This is a genomic window from Flavobacterium degerlachei (assembly GCF_900106645.1).
GTDB classification, from domain to species: Bacteria; Bacteroidota; Bacteroidia; order Flavobacteriales; family Flavobacteriaceae; genus Flavobacterium; species Flavobacterium degerlachei.
Map to the genome: position 1 here is coordinate 111,291 of NZ_FNMV01000013.1, position 20,906 is coordinate 132,196.

The window sequence follows — 20,906 nt, forward strand, 5'->3', positions numbered from 1 at the left end:
TGTCAGGTTGGTTGTATGCTTTATGAGTTACTTTTAAAGCAAAACGTTAGATATCTAACCATCTTAAACCTTCATGTATAAACTCTCTTCTTCTCATTTCAGCAACTGCTTTTATGTATGAAGTTTGAGTAGCTGTCATCGTGTAAAAAGGAGTGTATTCATTTTCAATTACTGGATATTTAGCAATGATTTTAGCTTCTGTAACTTTATCAGTCGTAGCATTGTAACCAGTAATTCTTACAGATAAAAAGTAATCCATCTCTTCAATAGCTAAAGCCAACTGATTCGTCATAATGTGCGCTTCAATTCTATTTAAGAATAGTTCATCATTGCTTAATAAAACTAATGCATCGTAAGGTAAACCAATTCCTGCATTCGCATTGGTGTATTTAAAATACTCCACAAATTTGGGTACGAAAATAGTAATTTGTCCATTATACGATAATGGTCTATATAAGTACGTTTTATTTGCTAAGTTTGTTGAAGCGCCAAATAAGAGATCTCTATCTGCACCAGTTAATTGAAATCGGTTTGAATAAAAGCTTCTTGAGTAAATAGAAGATGCAGAAGCTATTAATAAATTTGTCGTTTCACTTTCTAGGGAGTATTTTCTTTGACCTGTAGTAAAATCTACGTCTAAATAAGACTGATAATTTCTTAACTGTGAAACTGGTTTGTTTCCAAGATCATTTGATACTGCAATTACTTTGTCCCACTCACCAGTAACTCCATAGAAGCGACTTGCAAAAGCATTTGCTGCTCCCTTGTTAAAGTGGAATTTAGGCTGCTCGTAATCACTTGTTACTAAAGGTAATCCTTCCTCGATATCTGCTTTTAGATAAGCATACACCTCTTCAACAGAATTTCTTGTGTATTTTTTAATCAATTCTGTTTCCGGTGTCAATACATAAGGAATTCCCAAATCTGTCTTTGCTGTGGCAGGATTGTATCGTTGAGAAAACATAGTAACTAACATAAAGTGTGAATAGGCTCTTGCTAATAAGGCCTCTCCTTTTTGTGGATTCAAATTTGCTGGATTGCCTAATTTTTCAATAGCATCAAGCGCTTGATTGGCATGTGCAATCGCACTATAACATGCATCCCAGTAATCTGCAGGGGTATCTCTATTGATATCGTCCTGCATTTCCCAATTGTAATTTTGACTATTTTTGATAGTCGTAAGTGTCAAATCTCCACTGTCAAACACATTGTCAGTCATTGTTTCCGCAAACTCCATATAGTTTCCTTGTGGATAAGCATTAACTAATATCTCTGATATTTTTTCTGGTGTGTCTAATTGTGTTCTGTTGTCAGGAATTTCAGAAAGAAAATCATCACAACTGCTGCTAAGTCCTAATATTACCAGGAGGGTTAGAGTTATTTTTATTTTTCTCATGTTTTTTTATTAAAATGATACGTTAAGAGAGAATGTGTATTGGCTTGTGATTGGTTGAGAAACTCCACCAGTTCTGTAAAACTCAGGATCTTGTCCGTTTAACTTTTTATCTGAATAAATTAATAGTGGGTTAGCTGTCGACGCTTTCATAGAGAATAGATTAAGTCCCAATTTTTTCTTCAAATCTTTAGGGAATTCATAGCTCAATGACACGTTTTTCAATCTTACAAATGTACCGTCAGCTACTCTTTCATCAGAGTAATTATAAGCATTGTAAGCTCTTTTTAAATCCTTAGAATCTGCATCGTAATTTGCAATTAATCTTTGGTCTGCGATAACAGGAATGTTAGTGAAGGCTTCATCACCTGGATTAATCCATCTGTTTGTAAATTCCTTTGTGAATACAGTTAAATCGTCATACTGTGAAGCATAGATTGGATTCAAACGTACTTTATTTCCACCAGCAGCAACTATAAATACATTTAAAGACCAGTTGTCGTACGTGAAAGTATTTGAAATACCTGCTGACTTATTAGGTTCAATCGACCCTTCATATTTCAAGTATTTAGTAATATTTTCAGAGTCTTGAAAATTTGCTCCAGCAATATTATCTTCTTCACCATCGGCCATAATAAAGGTAGGTAAACCTTGATTGTTTAAGCCTGTAAATTGATAAGAGTATAATGCATTTCTTGGATGTCCTAATGTATTTCCACCTGTACCATCTACTAACCCTAATACTGATGGATTATTTTGTAAACTAGTGATTTTTTGGTCATAAATTGAAAAATTAAATGATGTAGACCATTTTAGTCTTGTGTTATTTAAATTTTTTGTAGAAAGTGAAAACTCAATACCTTTTGTTTCCATATCGGCATTATTACCTTGTTTTAATTTTTGTCCTCCAATTCCAGAAGTGGTAACAAAATCTACTAAATCAAATGCTTTACGACTATAAACATCTGTTGTAAATTGAACTCTGTTGTCAAACAAACCTAAATCTAAACCAATGTTAGTTTCAAATTGTTTTTCCCAAGTCAAATCTGCATTTTGTAACTCGTCAATATTTAACCCCGTTTCTCTGTCTCCTAAGATTAAACGATCTGTAATAAAACTTTTATAAATTGCTAAAGAATTGGTTGCTGGACCCGCTGTTGCAGTTAGACCGTAAGAACCTCTTAAACTTAATGTATTGATTGCTTTTACATTTTTCATGAAGTCTTCCTCCATAACATTCCATTTTCCACTAAAAGTGTAAGTAGGCAACCATCTTGAGGAATTACTATTTCCTTGTCTGTTTGATCCATCATAACGACCTGTAATCGATCCAGTATAACGTCTGTCGTAAGTATATCCTACTTTACCAAAGAAACCAACTGTTCTTTCTCTTTCCTCATTGAATGAATAATAAGACTCTCCTCCGTTGATTAATTTTTCTAAGATTCTTGGATCAGTAAAAGCAGTTAATCCTCTATCATACTGTAAACCGTATGCAGTAAAATTATTACTGTTTCTGTCAACAGATCTAAGTTCTTGTCCGAATAAGGCTTCTAGCTCATGTTTGTTACTAAATACATTTTTATAGTTGAAACTATTTCTAATGTTGTAAGAAGTCAGGTCATTAGAAAATTTTCTAAGCATTCCACCATTTGGTAAAACTGAAACTTTTGGTGCAGTCAAATCATCTGGATCTTGATATAAAAAGATATTTGCATCTCTTACAAGAGTTGTTTCTGTCGCATTATATGCACCAATAATATTAGAATTTTCTAAGATGTTGTGCTCTCTAGTAGTATTAGCATAACGAGCATTAGCAGTAAAGTTATAAGTTAATTTTGGACTTATCTTATAAGCTAAATCTGCTTGAAAACGTATGTCTTTTACTTTGATATCCATATAATTGTTTTCCAATTCTTCAACGATATTAATTGGAGCCCAGTTGTTTCTATAATACTCGTAGTTGCCATTGTCATCATAAGGTCTTAAAGCTCTATTTGTATTTAATACATAATTAAATGGATTAATATCAAAATCTCTAGTAGTACTTCCACTCACACCATCTCGAAGACTATCATAAGAACCTGGAGCTGATTGATCTCTAACAGATGCTTGAGTTGATAATGTAAGATTTAATTTATCGTTTATAAAGAACGTATTCTTGATATTTGATGTCAATTGGCTTACTTTGTCAGCTACAGTCCATCCTGGATCACTATAAAATCCTAAAGAGGCAAAGTAGGCATTATTTTTACCTCCACCAGAAAAACTCAATGAGTGATTTTGTGTTATTGAAGGTCTGAATAATGTTTTAAACCAGTTAGTATTAGCTAATTCATACTTTCTTAAAAAAGCATTTCTATTCGGTTCATCATTTTTAACACCAAATGTTCCGTTAGTTGTGTCGTATGTATTTATTGCATTTGCTAGGATGTTATATACTCCTCCGTATCGCCCTTGAGCGGTATCAGGTAAGCCAAGAAAACCTTTAGATTCCATTTCTTTTAATATTCCCATCGTTTCTTGAGAATTTAAAATGTCATATTGATTGTAATTAGGAACTACTCTAGCTGTTTGTTCTAACGAATAAGTAACGCTTAATGGAGACTCACGTCTTCCTTGTTTTGTAGTTACAACAACAACACCATTCAATGATCTTGAACCATAAATAGAAGTTGCCGATGCATCTTTTAGTATTTCAATACTTAAAACGTCATTAGGATTTAATCCTGCAATTGACGAACTCAATAAAGTCTCTGAATTTCCAGAGGCTAAATCAGCAAATGAAAGGTTAACGATATCTTCTTGAACAATACCATCAATTACCCAAAGTGGTTTTGTATCTCCAAAAATAGAAGATGAACCACGAACTGTAATTTTTGGAGCTGTTCCAAAAGTACCAGTAACGTTTTGAACCGTTACCCCAGCTGCTTTACCTTCAATCATTCTACTGATATCTACAACACCTTCAACTAGTAACTCTGCCCCAGTTATCTTGCTTATAGCTCCTGTAAAAGTTCTTTTTGATGTTTTCTCATATCCTGTAGTAATCACTACTTCATTTAGTTTTTGTCCAAACTCGCTTAAGATAATGGTAATTGGAGTTGATTTTATAGCTATTTCTTGAGTTTCCATTCCTATATATGAAACCACAAGTCTTGTGCTATTTGCAGGAGCATCAATAGTAAAATTACCATCAAAATCTGTCAGTACAGCTATTTTTGTTCCTTTTACCATAACTGTAGCTCCAGGTAAAGGAAGTCCGCGTTCGTCAAGAACTCTACCTTTAACTATAGTTGCTAAAACAGTATTAGGTACCAATGATGTTGGTGTAATCATACCTATTAGATCATTAGTAAGCGAAGTTTTATTTTGCAATACAATTTGATTACTTACTTCAGAATAAGTAATGTTAAGTGGTTTTAAAATATTACTAAGTATAGATGATAGTAACTCATCATTTGCTTTGTAACTAACTATTTGATTAAGTTGGCTAATTCTTGAATTGTACGAAAATTTAACATTCGCAGTTTTCTCAAGTTTAGCTAAAGCATTAGACAAGCTTAAGTTCTCAATACTAAGAGTAACTTTAGTGTCTAATTTCTTTTGTCCTTTAACGCTATTTGCCATGGTTACAGTGGAAAATACAAAGGCCAACAGAAATTGAAATAATGTTATTTTCATGATTCGGAGGAGTAATCGTTGTTTAACAACAGGTTTTTTCATAATTTTGGTTTGTTTTAATTAGTACTTATTATCGGGTATTATAGAACAACACAGATTGCTTTTTTACAGAAGGCAATTTGATTTCACTTAAGCGTCGAATATGTTACAGCATCTTCGGCGCTTTTTTTTTATTTGGTTTTGTTACATAGGCACTCTATCAATAATTACAACCATCAGAATTGATGATGATTTGGTTTCCATTCATTTCATAACTCGTATTATTTGCCAGCGCTTTGCAGATAATTTTAAGCTTTTCTGGTAAAGGTTGGTCGTTTAGTGAAGTAGTAAGATGACAGTCTTTTAATTTGTCTTTTGGGAATTCAATGTTTACTAAATAAGCCTGTTCAATTGTTTTAAAAATTTGACTAACGGGAATGTCAGTGAAGTCAAAACTTAATTGCTCTATTGTCCTAACAGAGTGTATTAATGTTTGATCTTTTGTAATATCTGTAATTTTATCGAAGGTCGAATTTTTTCGAGTAAAGCGCAAGGCCTCATTAGGGAGTAATGTGATTTCCTCTTTTTTATTAGAGCTTAATGCCATTTCATTAGACTGTACTTTTACTTTACCTGTTCGTACAAGAATTTCTACATTTGGTTCATTAGAAAAAGCACTTATTCTAAAACTAGTTCCAACTACTTTGGTAACAATTTCATTAGCAAAGACTAGAAATGGTTTTTTAGGGTTTTTACTGATTTCAAAAAAACCTTCACCTGATAAATAGACTCTTCTTTCGTTTCCTACAAAAATTTTCGGGTAGCTCAGTTTACTTTTTGGTTGTAATAAAACAGAACTTCCGTCAGATAAAGTTATAATTTGAGCTTTCGTAGAATTATTAGTTTGCTCAACGAGTCCCTCATCATTATTGTCTTCAATAAGTTCATTGTAGACTTGTGTAGAATTAGTAGGAATAAATAAATGGCTATAAGTCCAAGTAGCAAGTAAACCAAAAACCAAAACTGCCGCAACAGACCTTAGCCAATTATTATTCCAATGTTTAATTTCTTTTTTTGTACTAGTTGATATTTCATTTTTTTCAATTTTATTCCAAGTAGCCACTAATGCAGATTGAATTATTGAAGGGTGTAAATTATTTTCAGGAACTTTCATAGCTAAAACCCATAGTCTAGCTTCTTCAACTAACTTAGCTCGGATAGAATTTTCTAAAGTCCATTCTTCCCAGTTTTCAAGGTCCGTCTTTGTACGTACCCATGATAAGAATGATTCATCAGCTAAAAAATCTTCGATTTCGGTATATTTGTTACGTTTTTGCATCTAAAAATAAGGTTACAAATACATAAAGGACAGTTTTCGTATTATATACTCATTAAATTAAGATTTTATTTTAATTTATTTAAGATAAAATTATAATATGCTGTAGGATAGTAGTATTAGTAAAGGAATGTTAGTGTTCCATTCCTTGCGCAAGTTGAGTAAAGCGCGGTGTAATAAATTATTAGCTGATTGGTAATTGACGTCCAACATATCAGCAATTTGCTCTACACTTAAACCTTGGTGGTATCTAAGGTATAAGGCTTCTTTTTGTCTAGAAGGTAAAAGATTGATGAGTATATTGAGTTGATTAACCTTATCAGCAGTACTTTCATCAAGAATTAATTGGTGTTCAATGGAGAAATCAAATAAAAATTGAATGGAATCAGTTGATGCAGTTTTGGTGAAAATATAGTCGCGCTCCTGCAACCTAGCAATTCTTTTGCGAACACTTGATAAAAGATAAGCCTTTACATTGGCATTATCATTTAAAGAATGTTTGTATATCCAAAGATCTGCGAATACATCTTGAATACAATCTTGAACCTTTTCAGAATGATTTGAAAATGAATTTCCATAACGAACTAAATGTTCATAATACTTTGTGAAAAGTACTGAAAAAGCCTTTTCATCTCCTGTTCTTAATCTACTCCAAAGTATAGAATCGTCAGCGCAAGTAGTATTTAATGATTTTGTATTCAAGGTAGGTATAGCTATTTGGGGTATTAAGGTTTTGTTAATTTTATGTAATTTTACGCATTAAAATATAAAGTTACAAGTTAATATCTTAAAATTATGTTCAATTTAATGACTTTATGTTTTAAGTGGATAAAAAATAGTTAATTCGTAATTTAGTTGGATTAAATTATATTTTTTCAATTTATAGAAAATCCAATTCAATTTAGTTTTCAAAAAATAGAGTTGTAGTACCATGAAAAAAAGCTTTGGAAGTGTCTTGTTTTGTGTGTAATAGAAAACAATAATGCTCTATGATGTGTAACTAACTGCTATCTGTTTTTTTAGAGGTAGCAATATAAACAATGTAGTTTTACGATTCAGTAAGGATTCGTCAAAGGAGAAAGGTATACAGCGTTTTTATATCTTATTTTGTTTGTCAACATAACAGAATTTTCTATGTAAAATTGCTTTAATATTTAGGGCTAAATTCATTTGTTACTTCCAAAAATTAGTGGCAATTTTACAGAAATATTTTACGTTCCCTATGAAAGATAATGCAAATCCAAAGAATGAAAATTCATTAAAACATGTACTTTTTGGTAGCTTAATTGGTACAACAATTGAATTTTTTGATTTCTATATTTATGCTAATGCCGCAGTGTTAGTTTTTCCTCAATTATTTTTTCCTTCTGCAGACAGTACTAATTCGGTTTTACTATCCTTGGCAACGTTTTCTATAGCATTTCTTTCGCGACCTCTTGGTTCAGCAGTATTTGGTCATTATGGAGACAAAGTAGGTCGTAAGACCACTTTAGTAATTGCTTTGTTAACCATGGGGATTTCAACGGTGAGTATTGGGTTTTTGCCTAGTTATGCCAGCATTGGAATCGCCGCGCCTTTATTATTAATGTTGTGCCGCTTTGGTCAAGGTGTTGGTTTAGGTGGCGAATGGGGTGGAGCTGTATTATTGGCAATCGAAAATGCTCCGCCTAATAAGCGTGCTTGGTACGGAATGTTTCCACAATTAGGAGCGCCAATTGGTTTGTTGCTTTCAGGTGGAACTTTCTTGATTTTAACTGATACTATGAGTGCCGAAGCTTTTCTGGACTATGGATGGAGAATTCCTTTTTTAGCAAGTTCGTTATTGGTTGTCGTAGGTTTCTATATCCGATTGAAAATTACCGAAACCCCCGCTTTCGAAAATTCCAAAAAAGAACAGGAAGAAGTGAAAATTCCATTTTTTACTTTGCTTAAATTTTATAAAAATCAGTTGATTTTTGGAACATTTGCTGCCGTAACAACCTTTTTAGTGTTTTATCTAATGACTGTATTTACGCTTAGTTGGGCTACTTCCGATTTAGGGTATTCCAAAAGAGATTTTTTATTAATGCAGTTATTTTCAGTATTGTTTTTTGCACTTTTTATTCCGGTATCTGCTCTTATAGCAGATCGTATTGGACGTAGAAAAATGCTTATTTATGCCACAATGGCTATTGCTGTTTTTGGTTTTGCATTTTCTTTTTTCATGAATTCAGGAAATCCTATTTTGGTGACTTTGTTTTTATGCGTTGGAATGGCTTTGATGGGATTTACTTATGGTCCATTAGGGACATTCTTATCTGAATTGTTTCCTACCAACGTTCGCTATTCGGGTACCTCTTTGGCATTTAATATGGCAGGAATCATTGGTGCAGCTTTTGCACCAATGATTGCGATTTGGCTTGCGACACATTATAGTTTGACCTACGTTGGTTTTTATCTGACTTCCGCGGCCTGTATCTCTTTATTTTCGTTGGTGATGATTAGTAAAAAGGAACATAAGTTTTAAATTTGGATAAACACAAATTCACGAAAATTTTAAAAAAAGCGCGCAAAGTTTATTTAATTTTGCGCTTTTTATCTTTATCGTTTTAGGCTAAAATGACCTTTGTATTCATTTCCATTTGCTCGGGTTACTATAAACCAATAATCAGTAGCAGGAAGTTCTTGTCCATTGAATGTTCCATCCCAAGAATTATTTAGCGTTAATTCCTTTATCAATTTACCGTATCGGTCAAATATTTTTATACTTAGCGTTGTCTCTAGGTCTGAAAATTTTATTTTCCAGCTGTCATTAAAGCCATCGCCATTTGGCGTAAAGAATTTGGGATACATTAATAAATAAACTTCATCAGTAACAGTGCCACAACCGTTTTTGTCTCGCACATGAACAGTATATTGTCCACTTATAAGATTTGTAAATTGACTTTCATCTTGAAAATGAATTCCGTCAATGGAGTATTCAAAATCCCCTGCGCCCGTTGCATAAACGGTTATTGTATTTTGATTATCTGTCCAGTCTTGAGTGTCAATTGAGTTTATTGTTGCGATGTTTGATTTTCGTACTTCAAAACTCTTGGTTGTTGAACAAGAAACAGTACTGTAATTATTAGTGACAGTAACCGAATAGTTGCCTGGACTGTCTATATTTATTTTAGCAGTTGTAGCTCCAGTTGACCATAAATAGTTGTCGTAACCAGAACCAGCATCAATTGTAATAGAATTGTTTTCACAAATAGGGACAACGTCTGGAATTGTTATTTGGGGTTTCGACAAAAGAGTAAGTTTTAATTCGGAAATAGCATAACAAGGGGTGTTCGAATTGATGCGAACGTAGATTTTGTTATCCCCCAAGGCTAATTTGAAATTAGAAAAATCAATAATTTGATTTTTTACCAATTCATTTTCGGCAGCCGAATAGTTTGGATAATAAGAAAAAGTATATCCTGAAGTATTGGAAATTATCTTTGAATGATAATCGGATAAATTCACTTTTTCGGAACCATCATTCAAATCATCGCAAAATAGTTCGGAATAATTATTTGCTGGTAAAGTGTTGATAAGTGATATAGAAATAGCTAATTTAGTTGTGCTCTCACAACCATTTACTATTTGCGAAGCATAATAAGTAATACCGTCTTGCAAAGTGGTTGAATTAGGTAAAAGGCTTCCAGTAGAATTATACCATTGTAAAGCTGTACCAGAAATAACAATAGTATTTAAAGTAGGATTCTGACTCGAACAAAAATTCTGATTAGTATTTCCTGTAGGCGCAGCTGTGTTTTGAATATTGATTAAAATAGGAATTCTGTCGCTCTCGCAACCGTTGATGGTTTGTGAAGCATAATAGGTAGTTCCGTTTTGCAACTGAGCTGAGCTTGATAGAAGGGCTCCATTAGTCAAGGCATCATACCATTTTATGTTTTGGCCAGTTATTGCAATTTCGTTTACGGTTGCAGTTTCTTGGATACAGAAGGTTTGAGGAGAACTAGCCGTTGGTGTATTTATGTCGTGAACTATTACAAAAATAGGTGTTCTTTCGCTTTCACATCCATTTACTGTTTGTGATGCATAATAGGTAACATCATTTTGCAATAATGTTGTAGTGGGTGTGGTTGTAGCATCAGTTATGTTTGCATACCATTTTATATTTTGCCCCATAATACTGATGTTTGCAAGTGTAGCATTCTCACTTAGGCAAAATTCAGAACTTACTGATAATGGAGCTGGTGAGCTTGTTGTAATATGGGCGGTAATTTCTAATCGGTCCGTGCTTTCAGGACAGTTTCCATTTTTTCGTGTACCATAATATTTTTTATTATTTAATAGAGTAGTTGTATTTGATAACGGGCTAGACGAATTTGCGGAATCATACCATAGTATAGAGCTAGAGTTCGGACTTATGGAGCTTACTGTTGGATTTGAATTCGAGCAAAAAGTCTGGTCAATATCTCCTACAAGTTTACTACTATCGCAAGAACCTAGTTTTAGAATAAATCCATCAAAATTTATTGTAGAACTATTTACAGTATTAAATGTATATTGATTTGTTGTTGAAGGGTCAAAATCACAAATCCACATAAAATCTCCCACTAAATAATTGTTGTTGTTTATTATTTTTATTTTTTTAATTCTAAAATACTCGCAATTATTGTACGGACTTAATTTTGGGTTTTCATCACCAAGTTTAATTGCACTTTCAAAATTCCTATTTACATCAAGTTTTAAGTAAAAAGCTTCTCCTTTATAACCATTAGATGTAAGATTAAATGTATTATTAGACGGGTTCATATCAACCGTATCACTAAAAGTTCCTCCAAAAAAGTAATTTCCATCACTATCAGTGGTGACCGTAGTAAATTTTACATCACCATTTGTAGGCTTATAAAATTGCTTTGAATCAATAAAAGTACCATTCAAATTTAAAAAAATTATAAAACTGGTATTATTTCCTGAAATATTTGATACAGTAGAGGAAGGGTCAACATCAATTGTATCATAATAATTTTTTTCGCCAAGAATTACGATACCATTAGTAGCAACGTGAAACGTTCTTTGTCTTTGATTTATGAAATCTTTCTGCCAGATTATCGTATTATCTATGCTATCTATATTGTACAATGTATAACCGATACTATTATTTAAAAGTAAATTTATGTTTCCATCAGGTCTAATAGCAATTTCACTTCCCATATTGCTATCAAACTGCTTTACCCAAACGAAATCACCACCATTGTTTATCTTAAGAATATAGCTGCTAAGGCTATTTGTACTTACGTTCATTAAAGGATTGGTTGTGTCAAGTATTATATTTCCTATAAAATAGCCATTTAAGAAGATATTATTTTGATCGTCTAATTCAAATGAATGTACATAAAGATTATTGTTGTAACCATAATTTTGAGGGATAGTTATTGTTGATAGAATAGTACCGTCTGGCGAAAATTTGATAATTTTAATAAATGAATCTATAATACTCAAAGAGCTATTAAGTTCTTGTAAAGTTAATAAGGCATAAATATTACCATCAGTTCCAATTTTCACATCGTAGCTACTATCACTCCCTTGGTAACTTCCGAAAGTTTTCCCCCATAAATAATTACCATTACTGTCAACTTTGATTAGATATGTACCTCTAAAAGTGTGATTGATATTAGTATTGTCAATTATATTTACTCCAGAAATAGTTGGGTCAAGATCAAATAAGAGAGATTCGGTATTTCCAATTATGTAACTATTTTCAGAACTATCTACTGCCAGGCCGTTTGCATAATCAGCATAATCACTGCTTATCCCTTTTATTTGTCTTGCCCATTGAAAATCCTGCCCATTAGCTAAAAATGAATAGAGTAAAATCAAAAACAAAAATGGTATTTTGTTACTTTTTTTATTGAAAAAAGATGTCATAAAATAATTTAAATAATAGTAAATGTAATTAAATATCTACAAATTTGATAAATATTTGATTTAGATCGTGTTTCATTTTTGAAGTTAAATGTGCAATTCGAATTGTAAACCATCTTTTGGTGGAAAGAATACAAATAACCCTTATTTTTGCACAAAACTTATTTCTTTTGAAAACCAAATTATTTCTCATCACGCCCCCTTTTACACAATTGAATACTCCGTATCCAGCAACCGCTTACATAAAGGGGTTTCTGAACACCAAAAATATTGATTCCGTTCAGGCAGATTTGGGGATTGAAGTGATTTTGAAATTGTTTTCGAAAGTAGGATTGTCGAATTTATTTAAAATTGCAACTATAGACGATGCTGTTTCAGATAATTCAAAACGAATTTTTGCATTACAAGACGAGTATATCAAAACGATTGATGCGGTAATCCGTTTTCTGCAAGGGAAAAATCCAACCTTAGGGCTTCAGATTTGTCAGGAAGATTATTTGCCAGAAGCCTCTCGTTTTGCACAATTAGAAGAACTAGATTGGGCTTTTGGGACGATGGGAACACAGGACAAAGCGAAACATCTGGCTACTTTGTACCTCGAAGATATTTCTGATTTTATCGTGGAATGTGTGGACGATAATTTTGGTTTCAGCCGTTATGCGGAACGTTTGGGTAGATCAGCTAATTCTTTTGATGAATTGTATGAGGCTCTGCAAGAAGAACCTACTTATATTGATGAGGTATTACTTTCGATTCTAAAAGAACGAATAGAAACTATTCAGCCTACATTATTCCTGATTTCTATTCCCTTTCCGGGGAATTTATATAGCTCTTTTCGATCAGCGCAATGGGTTAAAAAATACCATCCCGAAATTAAAATTTCAGCGGGAGGTGGTTTTCCTAATACAGAATTGCGTTCGCTTTCAGATGCTCGTGTTTTTGAGTTTTTCGATTACATTACTTTGGATGATGGCGAACTGCCTATTGAGGAATTAATTGCCAATATTGAAAACCCAAATCACAACTCTTTCAAAAGAACCTTTCTTCTTGATGACGGGAAAGTGGTTTACAAGAATAATTCGGTAAAACAAGATTACAAGCAATCTCAAGTGGGCACGCCAGATTATTCTGATTTGCTTTTGGACAAATACATTTCGGTTATCGAGATTGTAAATCCTATGCACCGAATGTGGTCTGATGGTCGTTGGAATAAATTGACCATGGCGCATGGATGTTATTGGGGTAAATGTACTTTTTGTGATATTTCATTGGATTACATCAAAATCTACGAACCCGTTGCTGCTAGTTTACTCTGCGATCGAATGGAAGAAATGATGGAGCAAACAGGAGAAAATGGTTTTCATTATGTAGATGAAGCCGCACCACCAGCTTTAATGCGCGCCTTGGCTCTCGAAATTCTTCGAAGAAAATTGTCTATCACTTGGTGGACAAATATTCGATTCGAAAAAAGCTTCTCCAGAGATTTGTGTCTGTTGCTGAAAGCGTCGGGTTGTATTGCCGTTTCTGGTGGACTCGAAGTGGCTTCAGATCGATTATTGAAATTGATTGACAAAGGGGTAACGGTTGAACAAGTAGCCAAAGTCACCCGAAACTTCACAGAAGCGGGGATAATGGTGCACTCGTATCTGATGTATGGCTATCCAACACAAACAGTTCAGGAAACAGTGGACAGTCTTGAAATGGTGCGTCAATTGTTTGAAGTAGGCGTATTGCAATCGGGGTTTTGGCATCAATTTGCCATGACAGCGCACAGTCCTGTGGGAATGTATCCGGAGAAGTTTGGCGTTGTTAAAGAAACCGAAGTTATTGGGACTTTTGCTAATAACGATATTAATTATACCGATTCGACTGGAATTGACCATGAAAAATTCAGCTTTGGATTAAAGAAATCTCTATTCAACTTTATGCACGGAATCTGTTTTGATTACACCCTGCAGGAATGGTTTGATTTTAAAATACCAAAGACAAAAATTACAGAGGATTTTATTTTTAATGCACTTCAAGAACCCGAAGATTTTAAAATAAAACCGACAGCCAAAATCGTTTGGTTAGGAGGGAAGCCTTTTGTTGAGGAGTTTACCAAATCAAAAAAAGGAAATTCTTGGCAAATGATGAGTTTGACTTTTCATGACAAAAAAGAAAGTTTCACCATTCAAACCAATAAAGCGGAAGGCGAATGGTTGACAGAGATTCTTCAAAAAGTGTCTGTTGCCAATGCTAAAGTCTATACATTACAGGAAATAAAGAATGATTTTGAAAAGCAACTGGAAGATTTTGAATTGTTTTGGTATTCAAAACCGGTGAATAGCCTACGTGAATATGGTTTGCTAGTGTTGTAACTGCCTTTTTCATATAGAACTATACTAACTTAGCATAAAACTTCTGTTTTTCATTTACGAAAACGTTTTCTTTTACCTATTTTTACGGCTATAAAAATTACACTAATGAGTGATAGCTATAAAGTAAATATAAATGATTCCTTTCAATTTGACTTTGATAAGGAACAAGTTTCGCAACTCGATGCTGTGAATTTGGATTCGAATTCTTTCCATATTTTACACGAAAATAAGCCTTATAAAGCAGAGGTTCTTTCTGCTAATTTTCATCAAAAAGAGTATGTTGTCAAGGTCAATAATAACAGTTATACTGTTGCTATTGCAAATGACTTGGACTTGCTGATAAAAGAAATGGGCTTTGAAGTCGGTTTAACTAAACAAGTTAATGCCATTAAAGCGCCTATGCCAGGATTAATTCTTGAGATAAGCGTGATTGTTGGTCAAGTTGTTAAAGAGAACGACAGTCTATTAATTTTAGAAGCCATGAAAATGGAAAATAGTTTTCTGTCACCGCGTGATGGTACTATCAAGTCAATTTCGGTATTGTTAGGTGACGCGGTAGATAAAGGACAGCTGTTAATCGAATTCGAATAGAGAGGAAGATAATAGTGTATAGAAAATAGATAAATAAATAAGGATTTTTTGCCTCTTTGTTCTAACATTGAAACGGTCATTATTCTTTTAGTCTTATTAAATATGAAAAAAATATTAGTTGCCAATAGGGGTGAAATCGCAATTAGGGTTATGAAAACGGCTCAGAAAATGGGCATAAAAACGGTGGCGGTTTATTCAACCGTCGATAGAAATGCTCCTCATGTAAAATTTGCTGATGAAGCGGTTTGGATTGGGGAATCACCTTCCAATCAATCCTATTTATTGGGCGATAAAATCATTGAAGTAGCGAAATCTCTAGGTGTGGATGCCATACATCCCGGTTACGGATTTTTAAGTGAAAATGCTGAATTTGCTGAAAAAGCAGAGAAAAACAATATCATCTTTATTGGACCTAAATCGAAAGCCATACATATTATGGGAAGTAAATTGGCCGCAAAAGAAGCTGTAAAGGCCTATAATATTCCTATGGTTCCTGGAGTAGATGAAGCCATTACAGATATCGAAAAAGCTAAAGTTGTGGCTAGCGAAATAGGTTTTCCTATATTGATTAAAGCTTCTGCTGGTGGTGGTGGAAAAGGAATGCGTGTTGTTGAAAATGCGGAAGAATTTGAATCCCAAATGAACAGAGCAATTAGCGAAGCACTAAATGCTTTTGGTGACGGCGCTGTTTTTATTGAAAAATATGTGGGATCGCCAAGACATATCGAAATCCAAATCATGGCAGACAGTCATGGAAATATTTTATATTTATTCGAAAGAGAGTGTAGTATTCAACGTCGCCATCAAAAAGTGATTGAGGAAGCGCCTTCTTCGGTATTAACTCCGGAATTGCGTAAAAAAATGGGTGAAGCAGCCGTTTTGGTGGCTAAATCCTGCGATTATCTAGGAGCGGGGACTGTAGAATTTTTATTGGATGAAAACAATAATTTCTTTTTCCTCGAAATGAATACACGTTTGCAAGTCGAGCATCCTGTTACGGAATTAATTACAGGTACGGATTTAGTTGAAATGCAAATTAAAGTAGCTCGAGGAGAAGCTTTAACGATCAAGCAGGAAGACTTAGAAATAAAGGGACATGCTTTAGAATTACGTGTCTATGCCGAAGATCCAATGAATGATTTTCTACCAAGTGTTGGTCATTTAGACGTTTATCAATTGCCGGTTGGAGAAGGAATTCGTGTAGATAATGGCTTTGAGCAAGGTATGGATATTCCTATTTATTATGATCCGATGTTAGCCAAGCTGATCACTTACGGTGAAACGCGTGAGGAAGCCATTCAAATTATGATAAAAGCAATTGCTAATTACCATGTCGAAGGAGTGAGTACAACATTACCTTTTGGGACGTTTGTATGCGAACATGAAGCCTTCCGTTCTGGAAATTTCGATACACACTTTGTAAAGAAGTATTACAATGCGACCGAATTGAAAGACCAATTAGCTGAAGAAGCTAAAATTGCTGGATTAATAGCTTTGAAACAGTATTTTGAAGATCAAAAAATCGTACGATTACCAAATCAATAAATTATGGAGTCTAAAATACAAGAATTAAACGATAAGATTGCTCTTGCTCATTTGGGTGGAGGTAAAAATAGAATTGCAAAACAACATCAGAAGAAGAAATTGACAGCCAGAGAGCGTGTGAATTATTTGATGGATGAAGGTTCTTTTGAAGAAATTGGAGTATTGGTAACGCACCGCACAACTGATTTTGGAATGCAAAACGAACTGTATTATGGTGATGGAGTTATAACTGGATATGGAACCATAAACGGAAGATTAACGTATGTTTTCGCCCAAGATTTTACCGTTTTTGGTGGGGCATTATCTGAAACACATGCAGAAAAAATCTGTAAAGTGATGGATATGGCTGTCAAAATGGGAGCGCCTATGATTGGCCTAAATGATTCTGGTGGTGCACGTATTCAAGAAGGTGTTCGTTCACTGGGTGGTTATGCTGATATCTTTTATAGAAATGTACAGGCAAGTGGTGTAATTCCGCAAATCTCTGCGATTATGGGGCCCTGCGCCGGTGGAGCGGTATATTCTCCCGCAATGACTGACTTTACCATGATGGTCGAAGATACCAGTTATATGTTTGTTACCGGACCTAATGTAGTAAAAACGGTTACTAATGAAACCGTAACTTCAGAAGAATTAGGTGGAGCAAGTACCCATTCTACTAAATCAGGTGTGGCACATATAACTTCTACAAATGATGTGGAATGTCTGGAAGACCTAAAACGAATGTTAAGCTATATGCCACAAAGCAATAAAGAAACAACACCAAAATTGCCTTATGAATTCAATGATGAAATTAGGGAACAATTAACAACTATTATTCCTGATAATCCAAATAAACCCTACGATATGCATAATGTCATTGCTGGGATTATTGATGAAGATTCTTTTTTTGAGGTGCATAAAAACTATGCGGAAAATATCATCGTTGGTTTTGCAAGATTGGGCGGTCGAAGTATAGGAATTGTTGCCAACCAGCCATTATATCTGGCGGGAGTTTTAGATGTAAACAGTTCAAAGAAGGCGGCACGTTTTACTCGCTTTTGTGATTGTTTTAATATTCCTTTATTGGTACTTGTAGATGTTCCAGGTTTTTTACCAGGAACAGATCAAGAATGGCATGGAATTATCGTGCACGGTGCAAAATTATTGTATGCATTAAGCGAGGCAACTGTACCAAGAATTACGGTTATTACTCGTAAAGCATACGGTGGTGCGTATGATGTGATGAACTCGAAACACATAGGTGCCGACATGAATTTTGCTTGGCCAACTGCCGAAATTGCGGTAATGGGAGCTAAAGGAGCTTCAGAAATAATTTTCAAAAAGGAAATTAATGAGGCAGCTGATCCAGCTGCCAAACTATTGGAGAAAGAAGCTGAATATGCTGATTTATTTGCCAATCCTTATACAGCAGCCCAACGTGGTTTTATAGATGAAGTTATTCTACCGCAAGATACTAGACGTAAATTGATAAAGGCATTCAGTATGCTCGAAAATAAAGAGTGTGTCACTCCCAATAGAAAGCACGGGAATATTCCTTTGTAAATATTCTATAAGAATAGGAAAGACCATTCGCCACAGCGAATGGTCTTTTTTCATGGTTCATAGAAAACTAATGCAAACTAACCACTTTTGTAATAGTCCAGATATTATTGTCGTTTTTCCAAAAAATGATAAACTTGCTGGCATGAGAGGCAGTACCTTCTTTTTCTGTGTTATTATGAAATTTATGACGACCTATTTCGACAGCTCCAAAATCTTTGATAGGATAAACCTCAATACTTCCTTTTACTAATTCTCTCGTTACTTTACCACAGATGTACTTTTCAGTACCATCTAAAATTTCTTGCTTTATAGTCATTAAACCGCCTTGATCATGGTAAAACTCTATGTTGTCAGAATAAATGGCAGCTTGTTTGTATAGATCACAAGTATTATAAGCTTGGAAAAAAGTACTGTCCATAGCAACGATGGTTTTATATAATTCTAGATCGTCAGGAATATATATGTAAGCGGGTTCTTTAGCTGTATTTTTTTGTGCAGAACAAATAGTTGCTGTAATTGTAAATAATAAAATTAAAAAATAAGGAAGTCTACTGTTTCTCATAATGTGATTTATTAGTACGCAATCAAAGTTTAATAGCTAAGGTACGCAAATCATTGCTTTTGAGAGGCTGTCTTAGCAAAGTCGTTTGTGAATTTTGTCACTTCATCCCAATTTGTGTATTCATAATCTTGAGACGTATCTGTTGCTCCACCTTGTTTTTTAGAAATCATTTTCATGATTAGGCGTTTGAAATAATCATAGTCGGTGTATTTTAATGCTCCTGCAATTTGAGTAGTCATCATAGGTTTCCATCCAGTTTGTTCTAGGAAATCGTTTGTTATTTTTTGTACTTCAAGATTTTCCTCATCAAGACCTGATGCTACGGCAAGTGAGACTGAGAAAAAAGCTCCAGGTATATTGTTTAACTGCTCAAGATGTTTTTTGATATAATGCTTTATAGCCGAATGGTATTTGTGCATATGTATTGAGGAACCAAGGATAATTGCATCATAGCCTTTGGGTTCTGGTGGATCGGCAGTAGTGTCAGCAATTGTTACTTGATGCCCCGCATTCTGTAAAATGGCTTCCATATAATGAGCAATTTTGCGTGTTTGCCCCTCGGTAGTGCCGTAAATGATAAGTAGCTTCATGATTTTTATTTTTAGTAGATTAATAATAAATATTGTGTATTAAAACATTGATTAGCAATGCTTTGATTTGAAATACTATTAAAATTATAAATTTAATTTTGAACAAGCACTACTTTTATGAATAATATCTACTACAATTGAGACAGTAAATAGCTGTTGCAATTCGTAACCTTATTATTATTATTATTATTATTATTTCAGAATTGACATATAGTTTTAGTTCAATTGAAGGTTTACTGAAAAAAGCCGGCTTTAAGTAACTATTTGATTAGTAACTTACTGATTGCAACTTAAGAGGCTTTGCAGTAAATAAATTTGACAGTATTTTACATTTTACTACCTTTCGCTATTGTTTAACCTACTTAAAATAGATTTTTTTTTAAATAAATAAATACATGAAATACAATAGATGCGGAAAAAGTGGTTTGTTATTGCCTCAAATTTCCTTAGGATTATGGCATAATTTTGGGTCAGTAGATAATTTTGAAAATGGAGAAAACATTGTCAAAGAAGCTTTTAATAAAGGAATTACTCATTTTGATTTAGCTAATAATTATGGTCCAGTTCCAGGTTCTGCAGAGACAAATTTCGGTAAGATCTTGAAAAAAAATTTTCAGGGAAACCTACGTGATGAAATTGTGATTACAACCAAAGCTGGATATACAATGTGGGAAGGTCCTTATGGAGATTGGGGATCTCGTAAATATCTTTTGTCGAGTTTAGATCAGAGTTTAAAGCGTATGAATGTGGATTATGTTGATGTTTTTTATTCGCATCGTTTTGATCCAGAAACTCCGTTGGAAGAAACAATGATGGCTTTAGATTATGCTGTACGTAGCGGGAAAGCATTGTATGCAGGAATTTCTAATTATAATGCGGAACAAACTAAAGAGGCTGCTGAAATTCTAAAACGATTAGGAACGCCTTGTTTGATTCACCAAGCAAAATATTCAATGTTTGTTAGGGAACCTGAAAGCGGATTGCTAGATGTTCTGGAAGAAAAAGGAATAGGTTGTATTGCTTTTTCACCTTTGGCACAAGGACTTCTTACTGATAAATATTTAAAAGGGATTCCAGAAAATTCGAGAGCTTCGAATCCAAATGGTCATTTGCAATTAGAAGAAGTCTCTGAAGCTAAAATCGTAAAGATAAACGGCTTGAATGAAATAGCGCAACAAAGAAAACAGTCATTAGCTCAAATGGCTTTGGCTTGGTTATTAAAGGATAATCGTATCACCTCAGTTTTGATTGGAGCTAGTTCTGTAAGACAACTGAATAATAACATTGATAGTTTGCAGAATCTTGATTTTTCAGCAGATGAATTAGCGAAGATAGAGCATATTTTGGGGTAACATAAAATAGTTCTCCATGTGATAGGAGCGTGTGGATTTTGAAAATATCCCATAAAAAAACCGTTCTT

13 protein-coding genes are annotated in these 20,906 nt (G+C 33.9%); 6 read left to right on the top strand and 7 right to left on the bottom strand.

The annotated features are described in order from the left end of the window. Window positions 1–46 precede the first annotated feature (46 nt). The 4 genes from BLV91_RS13435 to BLV91_RS13450 all read right to left on the bottom strand — a co-directional run bounded on the left by BLV91_RS13435 (window position 47) and on the right by BLV91_RS13450 (window position 7,094). Window positions 47–1,396, bottom strand: a complete 1,350-nt coding sequence (locus BLV91_RS13435) for a RagB/SusD family nutrient uptake outer membrane protein (RefSeq protein WP_245709709.1) — start codon at window positions 1,394–1,396, stop codon at window positions 47–49. A gap of 9 nt (window positions 1,397–1,405) precedes the next feature. Then, window positions 1,406–5,119: a SusC/RagA family TonB-linked outer membrane protein gene (locus BLV91_RS13440; RefSeq protein ID WP_091434174.1), complete on the bottom strand. Its 3,714-nt coding sequence runs from the start codon at window positions 5,117–5,119 to the stop codon at window positions 1,406–1,408. Window positions 5,120–5,276: 157 nt separating this feature from the next. Then, the gene (locus BLV91_RS13445; protein WP_091434176.1) at window positions 5,277–6,395 is read right to left on the bottom strand and encodes a FecR family protein; all 1,119 of its coding nucleotides are present in this window, start codon (window positions 6,393–6,395) and stop codon (window positions 5,277–5,279) included. A gap of 90 nt (window positions 6,396–6,485) precedes the next feature. Then, window positions 6,486–7,094 carry an RNA polymerase sigma factor gene (locus BLV91_RS13450; protein ID WP_091434178.1) on the bottom strand — a complete coding sequence of 203 codons (609 nt, stop codon included), beginning with the start codon at window positions 7,092–7,094 and terminating at the stop codon, window positions 6,486–6,488. A gap of 520 nt (window positions 7,095–7,614) precedes the next feature. Here BLV91_RS13450 and BLV91_RS13455 point away from each other — a divergent pair. Continuing rightward, the gene (locus BLV91_RS13455) at window positions 7,615–8,898 is read left to right on the top strand and encodes an MFS transporter (RefSeq protein WP_091434179.1); all 1,284 of its coding nucleotides are present in this window, start codon (window positions 7,615–7,617) and stop codon (window positions 8,896–8,898) included. Window positions 8,899–8,972: 74 nt separating this feature from the next. On the opposite strand, the gene BLV91_RS13460 is transcribed toward BLV91_RS13455, so the two are convergent. Next, entirely contained in the window at window positions 8,973–12,248 is a 3,276-nt protein-coding gene (locus BLV91_RS13460) for a T9SS type B sorting domain-containing protein (RefSeq protein WP_175514009.1), read from the bottom strand. A 215-nt stretch (window positions 12,249–12,463) separates the two neighbouring features. Between BLV91_RS13460 and BLV91_RS13465 the strand changes: the two genes are divergently transcribed. The 4 genes from BLV91_RS13465 to BLV91_RS13480 all read left to right on the top strand — a co-directional run bounded on the left by BLV91_RS13465 (window position 12,464) and on the right by BLV91_RS13480 (window position 18,334). Further along, on the top strand, window positions 12,464–14,653 hold the full coding sequence (locus BLV91_RS13465) for a B12-binding domain-containing radical SAM protein (protein WP_091434222.1): 2,190 nt from the start codon (window positions 12,464–12,466) through the stop codon (window positions 14,651–14,653). Window positions 14,654–14,758: 105 nt separating this feature from the next. After that, the gene (locus BLV91_RS13470) at window positions 14,759–15,244 is read left to right on the top strand and encodes an acyl-CoA carboxylase biotin carboxyl carrier protein subunit (protein WP_091434183.1); all 486 of its coding nucleotides are present in this window, start codon (window positions 14,759–14,761) and stop codon (window positions 15,242–15,244) included. A 102-nt stretch (window positions 15,245–15,346) separates the two neighbouring features. Beyond that, a complete protein-coding gene (gene accC / locus BLV91_RS13475) occupies window positions 15,347–16,789 on the top strand; it encodes an acetyl-CoA carboxylase biotin carboxylase subunit (protein ID WP_091434185.1) in 1,443 nt (480 codons plus the stop codon). 3 nt (window positions 16,790–16,792) lie between these two features. After that, window positions 16,793–18,334 carry an acyl-CoA carboxylase subunit beta gene (locus BLV91_RS13480; protein WP_091434186.1) on the top strand — a complete coding sequence of 514 codons (1,542 nt, stop codon included), beginning with the start codon at window positions 16,793–16,795 and terminating at the stop codon, window positions 18,332–18,334. Between the two features lie 67 nt (window positions 18,335–18,401). On the opposite strand, the gene BLV91_RS13485 is transcribed toward BLV91_RS13480, so the two are convergent. Next, window positions 18,402–18,896, bottom strand: a complete 495-nt coding sequence (locus BLV91_RS13485) for a nuclear transport factor 2 family protein (protein WP_091434188.1) — start codon at window positions 18,894–18,896, stop codon at window positions 18,402–18,404. A 50-nt stretch (window positions 18,897–18,946) separates the two neighbouring features. Next, window positions 18,947–19,486, bottom strand: a complete 540-nt coding sequence (hemG, locus tag BLV91_RS13490) for a menaquinone-dependent protoporphyrinogen IX dehydrogenase (RefSeq protein ID WP_091434191.1) — start codon at window positions 19,484–19,486, stop codon at window positions 18,947–18,949. A gap of 395 nt (window positions 19,487–19,881) precedes the next feature. Between hemG and BLV91_RS13495 the strand changes: the two genes are divergently transcribed. Continuing rightward, window positions 19,882–20,838 (top strand): aldo/keto reductase, encoded by a 957-nt coding sequence (locus tag BLV91_RS13495; RefSeq protein WP_091434193.1) that lies wholly within the window; start codon window positions 19,882–19,884, stop codon window positions 20,836–20,838. Window positions 20,839–20,906: the final 68 nt, after the last annotated feature.